The sequence below is a fragment of the Streptomyces sp. NPDC001406 genome, assembly GCF_042895285.1.
GTDB lineage: Bacteria > Actinomycetota > Actinomycetes > Streptomycetales > Streptomycetaceae > Streptomyces.
The window spans coordinates 61,165-74,478 of sequence record NZ_JBIAWG010000020.1; the positions used below are offsets into that span (position 1 = coordinate 61,165).

The following is a 13,314-nucleotide window of genomic DNA, read 5'->3' on the forward strand; positions in this document are numbered from 1 at the left end:
AGGAGGCGTCCGTGCCGGCACTGGGAGCGCTGCGCAGGCTCATCATGGCTCCGTCCCTGGACGAAGTGGGCTTCGCGCGGCGAGGATTCCGCGTCGAACCCACCGGGCTCACACGCCAGTTGGAAGCCGTACCACAGGCAGTGGTGACCGGCTTCGAATGGGGCATCGAGGACCGGGACACAACCACCACCGAGCGCAGGCTGGCGCTCGTCGACCCGCTCAACCGGGGCTTCGCCTACGAGGGCGCCACCATGGCCTGCGCGATCCGCGACACGATGGGCCCGAAGGGCCACCGCACCGCCGATCTGCTGCGCGGCGGCGGCAGGCCGCACATCTTCCTCAACTACATCGGCATCGGCTTCGCCATGGCCAAGCTGCCCAGGCCGCTGTGGAAGAAGCTCGTCCCGGACCTGAACGAGCCCGACCTGTATCCGGCGATGAGCTGGCTGTGCGTCGACGGCTACGGCTTCGACCGCGCCTACTTCGACACCGACACCTGGGTGGGCGGACAGCGCCTCGACGCCCCCTACGCCTGGGACGGCGACCCCTCCTACTGGCAGCGCGCCTTCGACCAGGGCGTCGGCCGCGCGCTGTGGTTCATCCACGGCGGGCACGTGGGCAACGTGTCCGCGGCCGTGGGGGCGTTCGCCGCCGACCGGCGCGCGGATCTGTGGAGCGGCGTCGGTCTCGCCGCCACCTTCGCGGGCGGCAGCACGGCGGCCGGCCTGAGCGCGCTGCACGCGGAGGCGGGCGACTTCGCCGACCACCTCGCGCAGGGCGCGGTGTTCGCCGCCAAGGCCCGCCACCACGCCGGGTACGTCCCGGAGCACAGCGCCGCCGCCGTGCACGCGTTCACCGGACGCACCGTCGAGGCCGTCGCGCGCCTCGCCGACGACTGCGCCGCCGCCGCACCCCAGGACGGGGTCGGACCGGCCTACGAGGTCTGGCGCCGCAATGTGCGCCGGCAATTGAGCGCCGCCGTTGTTTGAGCACATCTGAAGTAGACGCCCCTCCGAGGCCCCTGACTACATTCGATTCGCTGGGGATTCAAGGGATTCGAGAGGGGCGGTTTACTGCTGTGTCCAGTTCATTTGGAGCGTTCAGGCGCCGATTGCTCACACCTCCGGTTTCCGAGACGACCATGGAGGTGCGCGGTTTTCATGTGAAGAACGCGGAAGCAAAGGAACGCCTTGAGTACATCGGTGAGGTGTTCCTCAGGGGGTACGCCTACGCGGTGGAGGCTTCCTCGCCCGCCGAGGCCGAGGAACTGCTGGAGACGGTCCCGCGGGACATGCGCGGCTTCGCGTACGAGGGCGCCGGCATGGGCGCGGCGGTGTACGACTCGCTGCCCGGACACGGCGGCCGGCTGCAGGGACTGCTGGCCGGGCGGGGCCGTGACCACGACTACATGATCTACGTCGGCATCGGCTGGGCGATGGCCCGCCTGCCCAAGCCCCTGTGGCCCGACATCCGGTCCACCGACCCGCTGCTGCGCTGGCTGGCGCTGGACGGATACGGATTCCACCAGGCGTACTTCAAGACCGACGCGTATGTGCGCAACCCGCACGTCCAGCACCCCTTCCGCTGGCGCGGCGGTCACAACCACTACACGGCCAACGCCATCGACCAGGGCATCGGCCGCGCCCTGTGGTTCGTCGGCGGCACCGACCCCGACGTCGTCACCGACCTGATCCGCGCCTATCCCGAGCGCCGCCACTCCGACCTCTACGCGGGCGCCGGACTCGCCTGCGCCTATGCCGGCGGGGTCAGCGAGGAGGAACTCGCCCACTTCGTCGAGGGCGCCGGCGAGCACCGCTGGGCGCTCGCCCAGGGATCCGCCTTCGCCACCGAGGCGCGCGTCAAGGCCGGCACGGTCATCGACCACACCCACCTCGCGGCCCGCGTGGTGTGCGGCACGACGGCCGAAGGGGCCTCGCAGGTGTGTCGTGACGCCCGGCCCCAGGCGCCCGAGACCGTCGGCCCGTTCCCGGCCTATGAGGCCTGGCGCCACGACATCGCCGCGCAACTCGCTTCCTCGTCGCTCGTTTTGAAAGGTGCTGACCAGTGACGGTCGCAAAGAACTGGCTTCGCAGAAATTCACCGGGAATAGTCGCCCTGGCCCTGATGGTGGGCACGTTCTACGCTGTTCGGCTGCCTGAGTCGTCGGCCGCCGAGATCGACAGCCTGGCAAAGAATTACTCGTTCGAGCCGATGTCCATCGCCGAGCCCGCCGGATTCAAGAAGCAGGAGGTCCGGCAGGTCAACAAGGCGTACAAGCACATCGAGGCCTGGATTTCGTCGGTCGGTGCGGGTATTGCCGTGAACGACTTGGACGGGGACGGCCTGCCCAACGACCTGTGCGTCGTCGACCCGCGCATCGACCAGGCCTTCGTCACCCCGGCACCGACGCGAGGGGAGGCCTACGCGCCGTTCGCGCTGAACCCGGCGCCGCTGGGCACCAGCAAGACGATGGCGCCGATGGGCTGTGTGCCCGGCGACTACAACGAGGACGGCAAGATCGACCTCCTCGTCTACTACTGGGGCCGTACGCCGGTCATCTTCCTGAACCAGGGTCAGAAGGGGCAGCCGCTGACGGCCCGCTCCTTCCGGCCGACCGAGCTGCTGCCCGGCAAGTCCGGCGCGACGTACACCGGCCCGCTGTGGAACTCCAACGCCGCCGCCGTCGCCGACTTTGACGGTGACGGCCACGACGACATCTTCATCGGCAACTACTTCCCCGACAGCCCCGTCCTGGACCCGACCAAGGACGGCGACGTCACCATGAACGCCTCGCTGTCGCACGCCACCAACGGCGGCGGAGGCCACTTCTTCCGCTGGACGAAGAACGGCTACGAGAAGGTCGACGACGCCATCCCGCAGGGCCTCAACCACGGCTGGACGCTCGGCGCCTCCGCCGCCGACCTGGACGGCGACCACCTGCCGGAGATGTTCCTCGCCCACGACTTCGGCACCTCCGCGCTGCTCTACAACAAGTCCAAGCCGGGCACGATCAAGTTCGCCGAGGTCAAGGCCGTACACAACGGCACGGTGCCCAAGTCCAAGCAACTGGGCCGCAGTTCGTTCAAGGGCATGGGCGTCGACTTCGGCGACCTGAACCACGACGGCCTGTACGACATGTTCGTCAGCAACATCACGACGTCGTTCGGTATCCAGGAGTCGAACTTCGCGTTCTTCGACCAGGCCAAGAGCAAGGCCGATCTGCGCAAGAGCTTCCAGAACGGCGAAGCGCCGTTCAAGGACAAGTCCTCCGGTCTCAACCTCGCCTGGTCCGGCTGGGGCTGGGACGTGAAGATGGGCGACTTCGACAACAACGGCGACCTGGAGATCACCCAGGCCAACGGCTTCGTCAAGGGCAAGACCAACCGCTGGCCGCAGCTTCAGGAGCTCGCCACCGCCAACGACGCGCTCGTCCCCAACCCGCAGTGGTGGCCCAACGTCCGCCACGGTGACGACCTGGCCGGCAACCAGCGCATGCGCTTCTACGCCAAGGACCCCTCGACCGGCAAGTACGTCAACCTGTCCGAGGCCCTCGGCATCGGCGAGCCGATGCCCACCCGGGGCATCGCCACCGCCGACGTCGACGGTGACGGCCGCCTGGACCTGGCGGTGGCCCGCCAGTGGGGCGAGCCGGTCTTCTACCACAACATCAGCCGGCACACCGGTGCGTACCTGGGCCTGCAGCTGACCCACCCCGACGGTGCGCCCGTCGTGGGCGCGGAGGTCTGTGTCCAGCTGCCCGACGGCACCAAGCGGATCGACCGCATCGACGGCGGCGGCGGCCACTCCGGCAAGCGCAGCACCGACATCCACATCGGCCTCGGCAAGGGGATCAAGGGCCCGCTGCCCACCCAGATCACCTGGCGCGACCGCAACGGTGACGTCCACGAGCAGGAACTGACGCTGAAGCCGGGCCGGCACAGCATCGAACTCGGCGACCGGGCCAAGGAGAAGTGACCATGTCCGCCCAGACCAACGCACCACGCCACAACCCGAAGGTCGTCACGGCCCTGCGCCGGTTCGCGATCTCCATCTCCGTACTGAACATCTTCGGCTACACGGTGCTGGGCTTCGAGCAGCCCTGGACCTGGCCGCTGATAGCCCTGGCCACCGCCTACTCGCTCGAAATCGTCCTGGAGATCATCGGCTCCCGCGCCGAGGGCCGCACGGCACGCTTCCGCGGCAACGGCCCGCGCGGTGTGATGGAGTTCCTCTACCCGGCCCACATCACCGGTCTCGCGGTGAACATGCTGTCGTACGTCAACGACATCGTGTGGGTCATGATGTTCGGCGTCATCGTCGCCGTCGGCACCAAGTGGGTGCTGCGTGCCCCGGTCAAGGGCCGCCTGCGGCACTTCATGAACCCCTCGAACTTCGGCATCGCCGTCATCCTGGTGCTCTTCCCGTGGGCGTCGATCGCGCCGCCGTACCAGTTCACCGAGTACCTCGACGGCGGCTTCGACTGGCTCGTGCCGGCCATCATCATCTCGCTCGGCACGATGCTGAACGCCAAGCTCACCGAGCGGATGTGGCTGATCCTCGCCTGGCTCGGCGGCTTCGCCCTCCAGGCGGTCGTCCGCGGCCTGCTGTACGACACCTCCATCCCCGCGGCCCTCGCGATGATGACGGGCGTGGCGTTCGTGCTCTTCACCAACTACATGATCACGGACCCGGGTACGACGCCGTCCTCGAAGTGGGGCCAGATCGCCTTCGGCGGCGGTGTCGCCACCCTGTACGGCGTGGTGACCGCGCTGGGCATCGCCTACGGCCTGTTCTTCGCCACCGCGCTCGCCTGCGCCATCCGCGGCGCGTTCCTGTGGACCGCCGACATCGTGGCGAAGAAGCGGACCGAGGAGGCCCTCGCACTCGCCGCCGTCACCCGGTCCGTCACCGCCCCGGCGCCCGCCGAGGCTCCGGCGTGCGCCTGCCCGGACGGCGCCTGCTCCTGCCCCGCCCCGGCCGACGCCGAGGCCGAGACCCTGAAGACACCGGTGGTCGCATGACCAGAATCGCCATCGTCGGCATGGCCTGCCGCTATCCCGACGCAACCGACCCGAAGCAACTGTGGGACAACGCCGTCGCCGGGCGGCGTGCGTTCCGCCGCCTGCCCGACGTCCGGATGAACCTGGACGACTACTGGGACGCGGACCCGACCACCCCCGACACCTTCTACGCCCGCAACGCCGCGGTCATCGAGGGCTACGCGTTCGACCGGATCGCCCACCGCATCGCGGGCAGCACCTTCCGGTCGACCGACCTGACCCACTGGCTCGCCCTGGACACCGCGGGACGCGCCCTCGCCGACGCCGGATTCCCGGCCGGCGAGGGCCTGCCCCGCGAACGCACCGGCGTCATCGTCGGCAACACCCTCACCGGCGAGTTCTCCCGCGCCAACGTCATGCGGCTGCGCTGGCCGTACGTACGGCGGGTGATGGCCGCGGCCCTCAAGGGCGAACAGGACTGGGACGAGGACCGCATCGCGCAGTTCCTCGACGACGTCGAGACCGCCTACAAGGAGCCGTTCCCCGCCATCGACGAGGACACCCTCGCCGGGGGGCTCGCCAACACCATCGCCGGCCGGATCTGCAACCACTTCGACCTCAACGGCGGCGGATACACCGTCGACGGTGCCTGCTCCTCCTCGCTGCTGTCGGTCACCACCGCCGGCACCGCGCTGGTCAACGGCGACATCGACGTCGCCGTGGCCGGCGGGGTGGACCTGTCGATCGACCCCTTCGAGATCATCGGCTTCGCCAAGACCGGCGCGCTGGCCAAGGGCGAGATGCGGCTCTACGACCGCGGCTCCAACGGCTTCTGGCCGGGTGAGGGCTGCGGCATGATCGTCCTGATGCGGGAGGAGGACGCCCTCGCCGCGGGCCACCGCATCTACGCCACCATCGCGGGCTGGGGCGTGTCCTCCGACGGCCAGGGCGGCATCACCCGCCCCGAGGTGAGCGGATACCAGCTGGCCCTCAAGCGGGCCTACGAGCGTGCCGGGTTCGGCATCGAGACGGTCCGGCTCTTCGAGGGCCACGGCACCGGCACCGCCGTCGGCGACGCCACCGAGCTGACCGCTCTCATGGGAGCGCGCCGCCAGGCCGACCCCGACGCACCGCCCGCGGCCATCACGTCCATCAAGGGCATGATCGGCCACACCAAGGCCGCCGCCGGCGTCGCCGGTCTGATCAAGGCGGCCATGGCCGTCGACCACCAGACCCTCCCGCCGGCCATCGGCACCGTCGACCCGCACGAACTGCTCGCCGACGACAAGGCCAACCTCAAGGCCCTGCGCAAGGCCGAGGCATGGCCCGAGGAAGCGCCGCGCCGGGCCGGCGTCACCGCCATGGGCTTCGGCGGCATCAACACCCACATCGTCCTCGACGAGCCCGCCGGCCGGCGCCGCACGGCCCGCAGCCGGCGCTCCGGCACCCTCGCGCACGCGCCGCAGGACTGCGAACTCCTCGTCCTGGACGGCGAGTCCCCGAAGGCGCTGCGCGCCCGGCTCACCGAGGTCGCCGCCTTCGCGGGCCAGGTCTCCTACGGCCAGGTCGCCGACCTCGCCGCCACGCTCCAGCGCGAACTGCGCGGCCTGCCGCACCGCGCGGCCGTCGTCGTCTCCTCCCCGCAGGACGCCGAACGCCGCCTGACCAACCTGGCCGGCCTGCTGGAGGCCGGGGACACGTCGTACACCGCCGCCGACGGCCGAGTCTTCCTCGGCCGGGCCACCGGGCGCGCCCGGATCGGCTTCCTCTTCCCGGGCCAGGGGTCCGGCCACGGCGCCGACGGAGGGGCGCTGTGCCGCCGCTTCCCCGAGGCCGCCGAGGTCTTCGCCCGGGCCGCGCTCCCCACCACCGGGGACATGGTCGCCACCGACGTGGCACAGCCGCGCATCGCCACCGGTTCCGCGGCGGGCCTGCGCGTCCTGGACGCGCTGCGCCTGGAGGCGTCGGTCGCCGTCGGACACAGCCTCGGCGAGCTGTCCGCCCTGCACTGGGCGCAGGCCCTCGACGAGGAGACCCTCCTGGAGGCGGCGCGGGTGCGCGGCCGGGCCATGGCCCGGCACGGCGCCTCGGGCACGATGGCCTCGCTCGGCGCGACCCCCGAGCGGGCCGCGGAACTCCTCGCGGGCCTCGACGCCGTCATCTCCGGGTACAACGGCCCGGAGCAGACGGTGATCGCCGGATCGCCGGCGGACATCGAGGAAGTGCAGCGCCGCGCCGAACGCGCCGAGGTCGCCTGCACCCGCCTCAACGTCTCGCACGCCTTCCACTCGCCGCTCGTCGCCGACTCCGCCGCGACCTTCGGCGCCTGGCTGGCCACCACCCCGCTGGGCGTCCCGGCCGACGGGATCGTCTCCACCGTCACCGGTGCGGCACTGACACGTGATACGGACCTGGCCGCGCTGCTCACCGAGCAGATCACCGGCCCCGTCCGCTTCACCCAGGCGGTGAGCGAGGCCGCCCGGAACGTCGACCTGTTCATCGAGGTCGGGCCCGGACGGGTGCTCACCGGCCTCGCCGGGGCCACCACCGGCGTCCCCGCCGTCGCCCTCAACACCGACGACGAGTCGCTGCGCAGTCTGCTCAGTGTCACCGGTGCCGCGTTCGTCGCCGGAGCACCCGTCGCCCTGGAGCGGCTCTTCGAGGACCGGCTCATTCGGCCGCTCCAGGTCGGACAGGAGTTCTCCTTCCTCGCCAGCCCCTGCGAGCAGGCGCCCCGCGAGGACGTACCGGCCGGGCGCCGCCCGCGGGCCGCCGCCCCCGTGGCGCAGGCCCCGCGGCAGGAGCAGACGGCACCGGCACCGGCTCCCAAGGCCGCCGAACCGGCTCCCACGGCTGCCGAATCGGCTCCCGCCGCCGAGGAGACGGCCGAGGACGGCGTCGACGCACTGGAGGTGCTGTGCGCCCTCGTCGCCGAACGCGCCGAACTGCCCGCCGAGTTGCTCGACCCCGACAGCCGGCTGCTGGACGACCTCCACATGAGCTCGATCACCGTGGGCCAGATCGTCAACCAGGCGGCGTCCCGCCTCGGGATCGCCGCCGCGCAGGTGCCGACCAACTTCGCCACCGCCACCCTGGCCGAACTGGCCGAGGCGCTGGAGACCGTGGTCAGCACCGGCGGTGCCGTGGACTCCGGCACCCCCGTCGTCGCGGGCGCCGCCCCCTGGGCCCGCCCCTTCGCCGTGGACCTGGACGAGGTCGCCCGGCCGCACACCGCCGCCGCCGACGGCGCCGACGGCGACTGGGAACTGTTCACCACCGACGGCCACCCGTACGCCGAACAACTGCGCCAGAAGCTGGCGGGGTCCGGCGTCGGATCCGGCGTCCTCGCCGTGCTGGCCAAGGGCTGCGCACGGCAGGAGGTGGAACGGGTACTGGCCGCCGCGCACAGCGCGCTCGCCGGTGACCGCGCACGGCGCTTCGTCCTCGTCCAGGACGGGCGCGGCGCCGCCGGCCTGGCCAAGACCCTCTACCTGGAGGCCCCGCACCTGCGCACCACCGTCGTCCACACCCCGGCGTCGCCGGACGTGGTGGAACGGGTCGTGGGCGAGGTCGCGGCGACCACCCGGTTCGCCGAGGTCCACTACGACGACGCCGGTGTGCGCCGCGTGCCGACCCTACGGGCCCTGCCCGTCGCCCCGCAGCGCACCACGTCCCCGCTGGACGCCTCGGACGTACTGCTGGTGACGGGCGGCGGCAAGGGCATCTCCGCCGAGTGCGCGCTCGCCGTGGCCCAGCGGACCGGCGCCAAGCTGGCCGTCCTCGGCCGGTCCGACCCCGCCGAGGACCGCGAACTCGCCGACAACCTGGAGCGGATGCGCGCCGACGGAGTCCGTGTGCACTACGCGCGCGCCGACGTCACCGTCCCCGAGCAGGTCACCGCGGCCGTCACCGAACTGACGGGGGAGCTGGGCGCGATCACCGGCCTGCTGCACGGCGCCGGCCGCAACGAGCCGAACCCGCTGGCGCGGCTCGCCCCGCAGGACTTCGAGCGGACCTTCGCCCCGAAGGTCGACGGACTGCGCACCGTCCTGGACGCGGTGGGCACCGCCGGCCTCAAGCTGCTGGTCACCTTCGGCAGCATCATCGGCCGGGCCGGTCTGCGCGGAGAGGGCCACTACGCCACCGCCAACGAGTGGCTGGCCGACCTCACCGAGGAGGTCGCCCGCACCCACCCGGACCTGCGCGCCCGCTGCATGGAATGGTCGGTGTGGTCCGGCGTCGGCATGGGCGAGAAGCTCTCCGTCGTCGAGACCCTCTCCCGCGAGGGCATCACCCCGGTCTCCCCGGACCAGGGCGTGGAGATCCTGCTGCGCCTGATCGAGGACCCGGACGCCCCCGTCGTCACGGTCATCAGCGGCCGTACCGAGGGCATCGACACCGTCCGCCGCGACCTGCCCGCACTGCCGATGCTGCGCTTCACCGGCAACCCGCTGGTGCGCTACCACGGCGTCGAGCTGGTCACCGAGGCCGAGCTGAACTCCGGCACCGACCCCTATCTGTCCGACCACCTGCTCGACGGCAACCTGCTGCTGCCCGCCGTCATCGGCATGGAGGCCATGACCCAGGTCGCCTCCGCGGTGACCGGGCACAGCGGCACCCCGGTCATCGAGGGCGCGAAGTTCCTGCGGCCCATCGTCGTACCGCCGAACGGCAGCACCCGGATCCGGATCGCGGCGACCGTCACCGGCACCGACACCGTCGACGTCGCGATCCACGCCGAGGACACCGGATTCGTCGCCGAGCACTTCCGTGCCCGGCTGGTCTTCACCGAGACCGCGGTGCCGGACGGCCCGCCGCTGCAGGTGCCGGACGACACCCCGGTCGTCCCCCTGGATCCGGCAGCCGATCTGTACGGCAGCATCCTGTTCCAGGGCGCCCGCTTCCAGCGGCTGCGCCGCTTCCACCGGGCCGCCGCCCGGCACGTGGACGCCGAAGTGGCCGTGCAGCAGCGACCCGAGGGCTGGTTCGCCGGCTTCCTGCCCGGTGAGTTGCTGCTGGCCGACCCGGGCATGCGCGACGCGCTCATGCACGGCAACCAGGTGTGCGTCCCCGACGCCACCCTGCTGCCGTCCGGCGTGGAGCGGATCCACGCGCTCGGCTCCGGCGACCATGTGCCCGACCGGCTGCGGTACACCGCCGTCGAGCGCAGCCGCGACGGAGACACCTATGTGTACGACATCGCGGTGCGCGACGAGAACGGCACCGTCGTCGAACGCTGGGACGGCCTGACCCTGCACGCCGTGCGCAAGAACGACGGCTCCGGCCCGTGGGTCGCCCCGCTGCTCGGCCCGTACCTGGAGCGCTCGCTGGAGGACGTCGTCGGCAGCCGGATCGCCGTCGCCGTCGAGCCGCACGGTCAGACCCCGGCCGGCTCCGTCGCCCAGCGCCGCAGCTTCACCGCGGACGCGGCGGCCCGGGCCCTGGGCAGCCCGGTCGCGGTCCGGCACCGCCCGGACGGGCGACCGGAACTGGAGCCGGAACGGCACATGTCGATGTCGGCGGCACACGGTCTGGGGGTCACCCTCAGCGCCGTCTGCGACACCGAGGTGGCCTGCGACATCGAGGCGGTCAGCATGCGCTCGGCCGACGAGTGGCGCGGGCTGCTCGGGGAGCACGCGGCCGTCGCCGAACTGGTCGCCAGGGAGACGGGCGAGGCGCCGGACACCGCGGCCACCCGGGTCTGGGGCGCCGTGGAGTGCCTGCGCAAGGCCGGCATCATGGCCGGCGCTCCGCTGACGGTGCTGCCGCGCCGCAAGGACGCCTGGGTGGTCTTCGCCGCCGGCGACCTCAGGATCGCGACCTTCGTCACCGCGCTGCGCGACGCCCTGGAACCGGCCGTCTTCGCGTTCCTCACGCACGAGACGCAACTCACCGAAGGGAGGCTCTGAGACATGACGGACGACTACTTCGAGTACCGGCACACGGTCGGATTCGAGGAGACCAACCTCGTCGGCAACGTGTACTACGTGAACTACCTGCGCTGGCAGGGCCGGTGCCGGGAACTGTTCCTGCAGCAGAAGGCGCCGGCGGTACTGGCCGAGGTGCAGGACGACCTGAAGCTGTTCACGCTGAAGGTCGACTGCGAGTTCTTCGCGGAGATCACCGCCTTCGACGAGCTGTCCATCCGGATGCGGCTGTCCGAACTGGGCCAGACGCAGCTGGAGTTCACCTTCGACTACGTCAAGGTGACCGGCGGCGTCGAGGTGTTGATCGCACGTGGGCGCCAGCGGATCGCGTGCATGCGCGGCCCCAACACCAACACGGTGCCCTCGCTCATCCCCGAGGCCCTGGCCCACGCCCTCGAGCCGTACGCCGCCCACGGCCGGGCGCTGACGGGGCGGGCGGCATGAGCACCCTGGCCGCCGCGCCGCCGCGGGACGCCGTCACCGGCGATCCCGCGCGGCTGCGGCGGGCCTTCGGGTCCTTCACCACCGGGGTGACGGTCGTGACCGTCGGCGGGGCGAGCCCGCACGGCATGACCGCCAACTCCTTCACCTCGGTGTCGCTGGATCCCGCCCTGGTGCTGCTGTGCGTCGGCAACGACGCCGTCATGAACCGGGTCCTCACCGAGGCCGGCACCTTCGCGGTGTCGGTCCTCGGCGCCGGGCAGGAGGACGTGGCCCGGCACTTCGCCGACCGCTCCCGGCCCCTGGGCGCCGCCCAGTTCGACGCCGTGGACTGGCTGCCCGGCAAGGCCGGCGGCGCCCCGCTGATCGCGGGGGCGGCCGCCCACTTCGAGTGCGCCCGGTGGCGGGCGTACGACGGCGGCGACCACACCGTCCACCTCGGCCGGGTGCTGGCCCTGGACGAACTGCCCGGCCGGGAGCCGCTCGTCTTCCACAAAGGCCGCTTCCGGCGGCTCGCCGAGCCCGCGGAAGGAGAGCGCACATGAGCGTCCATCCGCCCGGCCCGCCCGTGTGGGCACTGCCCGGACTGCTGCGCAAACTGGCCGTCGACCGGCTCGGCATGATGCGGGACGCGGCCGAGCTCTCCGACGCCGTCCGCGTCTCCATGGGGCCGAAGAAGCTCTACATCTTCAACCGGCCGGACTACGCCAAGCACGTGCTGGCCGACAACGCCGCCAACTACCACAAGGGCATCGGCCTGGTGGAGTCCCGCAAGGTGCTCGGCGACGGCCTGCTCACCAGCGAGGGCGAGCTGTGGCGCGTCCAGCGCCGCAATGTGCAGCCCGCGTTCAGGCCCGGGCGGATCGCCGCCCAGGCCGGGGCCGTGGCCGAGGAGTCCGCCCGCCTGGTGGAGCTGCTGCGCCGGCGCGCCGGGGACACGCCCGTCGACATCCTGAGCGAGGTCACCGGGCTCACCCTCGGCGTGCTCGGGCGCACCCTCATGGACACCTCCCTGGACGCGCACGGCGGCATCGCGCACGCCTTCGAGGCGGTCCAGGACCAGGCCATGTTCGACATGGTCACCCAGGGCCTGGTCCCGACCTGGGTGCCGCTCGCCACCCAGCGGCGGTTCCGCCGCGCACGTCGCGAACTCACCCGGATCGTCGACGAGCTGGTCGCCGACCGCAGCGCCCGCCTCACGGACGGGGAGGGCGCCGACGACGCGTTCGCCCGGATGATCCTCGCCGCCCGCGAACGCGAGGACGCGGCACGGGGACGCCGGCTGCTCCAGGAGGAGCTGGTCACGCTGCTGCTGGCCGGCCACGAGACGACGGCGAGCACACTCGGCTGGACCCTGCTGCTGCTCGCCCGCCATCCGCACGTGCGCGACCTGGTGCGCGAGGAGGCGCGTGCCGTGCTGGCCGGCGGCCGCCTGCCGGACGCCGAGGACCTGCACAAGCTGACGTACACGATGCAGGTCGTGCAGGAGGCCATGCGGCTGTATCCGCCGGTGTGGATCCTGCCGCGCATCGCCCAGGGACCCGACCGGGTCGGCGGGTTCGACGTGCCGGCCAAGGCCGATGTGCTGGTGTGCCCGTACACCCTGCACCGCCATCCGGACCTGTGGGAGGACCCCGAGCGGTTCGACCCGGGCCGCTTCGACCCGGCGCGCGTCGCGCACCGACACCGCTACGCGTACATCCCGTTCGGCGCGGGGCCGCGGTTCTGCGTGGGCAGCAACCTCGGGATGATGGAGGCGGTGTTCGTCACCGCGCTCGTCAGCCGCGACCTGGACCTGGCCGTGGTGCCGGGGCACCAGGGCGTTGCCGAGCCGATGATGTCGCTGCGGATGCGGGGCGGGCTGCCGATGACGGTTCGTGTGGTGGACTGAGGAACCGCGCGCGGGAACGCGTGAAGGGGCGGGCACGGTCGAATCCGTGCCCGCC

At 71.8% G+C, this 13,314-nt stretch carries 8 protein-coding genes; all 8 read left to right on the forward strand.

Annotation, left to right across the window (positions count from 1 at the left end; all coding sequences use genetic code 11):
- The first annotated feature begins 11 nt into the window (after positions 1 to 11).
- The 8 genes from ACFY1J_RS37985 to ACFY1J_RS38020 all read left to right on the forward strand — a co-directional run bounded on the left by ACFY1J_RS37985 (position 12) and on the right by ACFY1J_RS38020 (position 13,259).
- Positions 12 to 989: a DUF1702 family protein gene (locus ACFY1J_RS37985; protein ID WP_390708462.1), complete on the forward strand. Its 978-nt coding sequence runs from the start codon at positions 12 to 14 to the stop codon at positions 987 to 989.
- Positions 990 to 1,078: 89 nt separating this feature from the next.
- Positions 1,079 to 2,068: a DUF1702 family protein gene (locus ACFY1J_RS37990; protein WP_390708463.1), complete on the forward strand. Its 990-nt coding sequence runs from the start codon at positions 1,079 to 1,081 to the stop codon at positions 2,066 to 2,068.
- 56 nt (positions 2,069 to 2,124) lie between these two features.
- Complete coding sequence (locus tag ACFY1J_RS37995) at positions 2,125 to 3,975, forward strand: CRTAC1 family protein (protein ID WP_390708560.1); 1,851 nt, start codon at positions 2,125 to 2,127, stop codon at positions 3,973 to 3,975.
- A gap of 2 nt (positions 3,976 to 3,977) precedes the next feature.
- Complete coding sequence (locus tag ACFY1J_RS38000) at positions 3,978 to 5,021, forward strand: enediyne biosynthesis protein (protein WP_390708464.1); 1,044 nt, start codon at positions 3,978 to 3,980, stop codon at positions 5,019 to 5,021.
- Complete coding sequence (locus ACFY1J_RS38005) at positions 5,018 to 10,909, forward strand: SDR family NAD(P)-dependent oxidoreductase (RefSeq protein WP_390732829.1); 5,892 nt, start codon at positions 5,018 to 5,020, stop codon at positions 10,907 to 10,909. Before ACFY1J_RS38000 ends, ACFY1J_RS38005 begins: the two co-directional genes overlap by 4 nt.
- A gap of 3 nt (positions 10,910 to 10,912) precedes the next feature.
- Complete coding sequence (locus tag ACFY1J_RS38010) at positions 10,913 to 11,371, forward strand: acyl-CoA thioesterase (RefSeq protein ID WP_390708466.1); 459 nt, start codon at positions 10,913 to 10,915, stop codon at positions 11,369 to 11,371.
- Positions 11,368 to 11,913 (forward strand): flavin reductase family protein, encoded by a 546-nt coding sequence (locus ACFY1J_RS38015; RefSeq protein WP_390708467.1) that lies wholly within the window; start codon positions 11,368 to 11,370, stop codon positions 11,911 to 11,913. The genes ACFY1J_RS38010 and ACFY1J_RS38015 overlap by 4 nt, the downstream gene beginning before the upstream one ends.
- A complete protein-coding gene (locus tag ACFY1J_RS38020; RefSeq protein ID WP_390732830.1) occupies positions 11,910 to 13,259 on the forward strand; it encodes a cytochrome P450 in 1,350 nt (449 codons plus the stop codon). Before ACFY1J_RS38015 ends, ACFY1J_RS38020 begins: the two co-directional genes overlap by 4 nt.
- The last annotated feature ends 55 nt before the right edge of the window (positions 13,260 to 13,314 follow it).

Excerpts from the sequence above, each read along its gene's own strand:
- ACFY1J_RS38015 (WP_390708467.1), top strand. The coding sequence starts at position 11,368 with ATGAGCACCCTGGCCGCCGCGCCGCCGCGGGACGCCGTCACCGGCGAT.
- ACFY1J_RS38005 (WP_390732829.1), top strand. The coding sequence starts at position 5,018 with ATGACCAGAATCGCCATCGTCGGCATGGCCTGCCGCTATCCCGACGCA.
- ACFY1J_RS37995 (WP_390708560.1), top strand. The coding sequence starts at position 2,125 with ATGGTGGGCACGTTCTACGCTGTTCGGCTGCCTGAGTCGTCGGCCGCC.
- ACFY1J_RS38020 (WP_390732830.1), top strand. The coding sequence starts at position 11,910 with ATGAGCGTCCATCCGCCCGGCCCGCCCGTGTGGGCACTGCCCGGACTG.
- ACFY1J_RS38000 (WP_390708464.1), top strand. The coding sequence starts at position 3,978 with ATGTCCGCCCAGACCAACGCACCACGCCACAACCCGAAGGTCGTCACG.
- ACFY1J_RS38010 (WP_390708466.1), top strand. The coding sequence starts at position 10,913 with ATGACGGACGACTACTTCGAGTACCGGCACACGGTCGGATTCGAGGAG.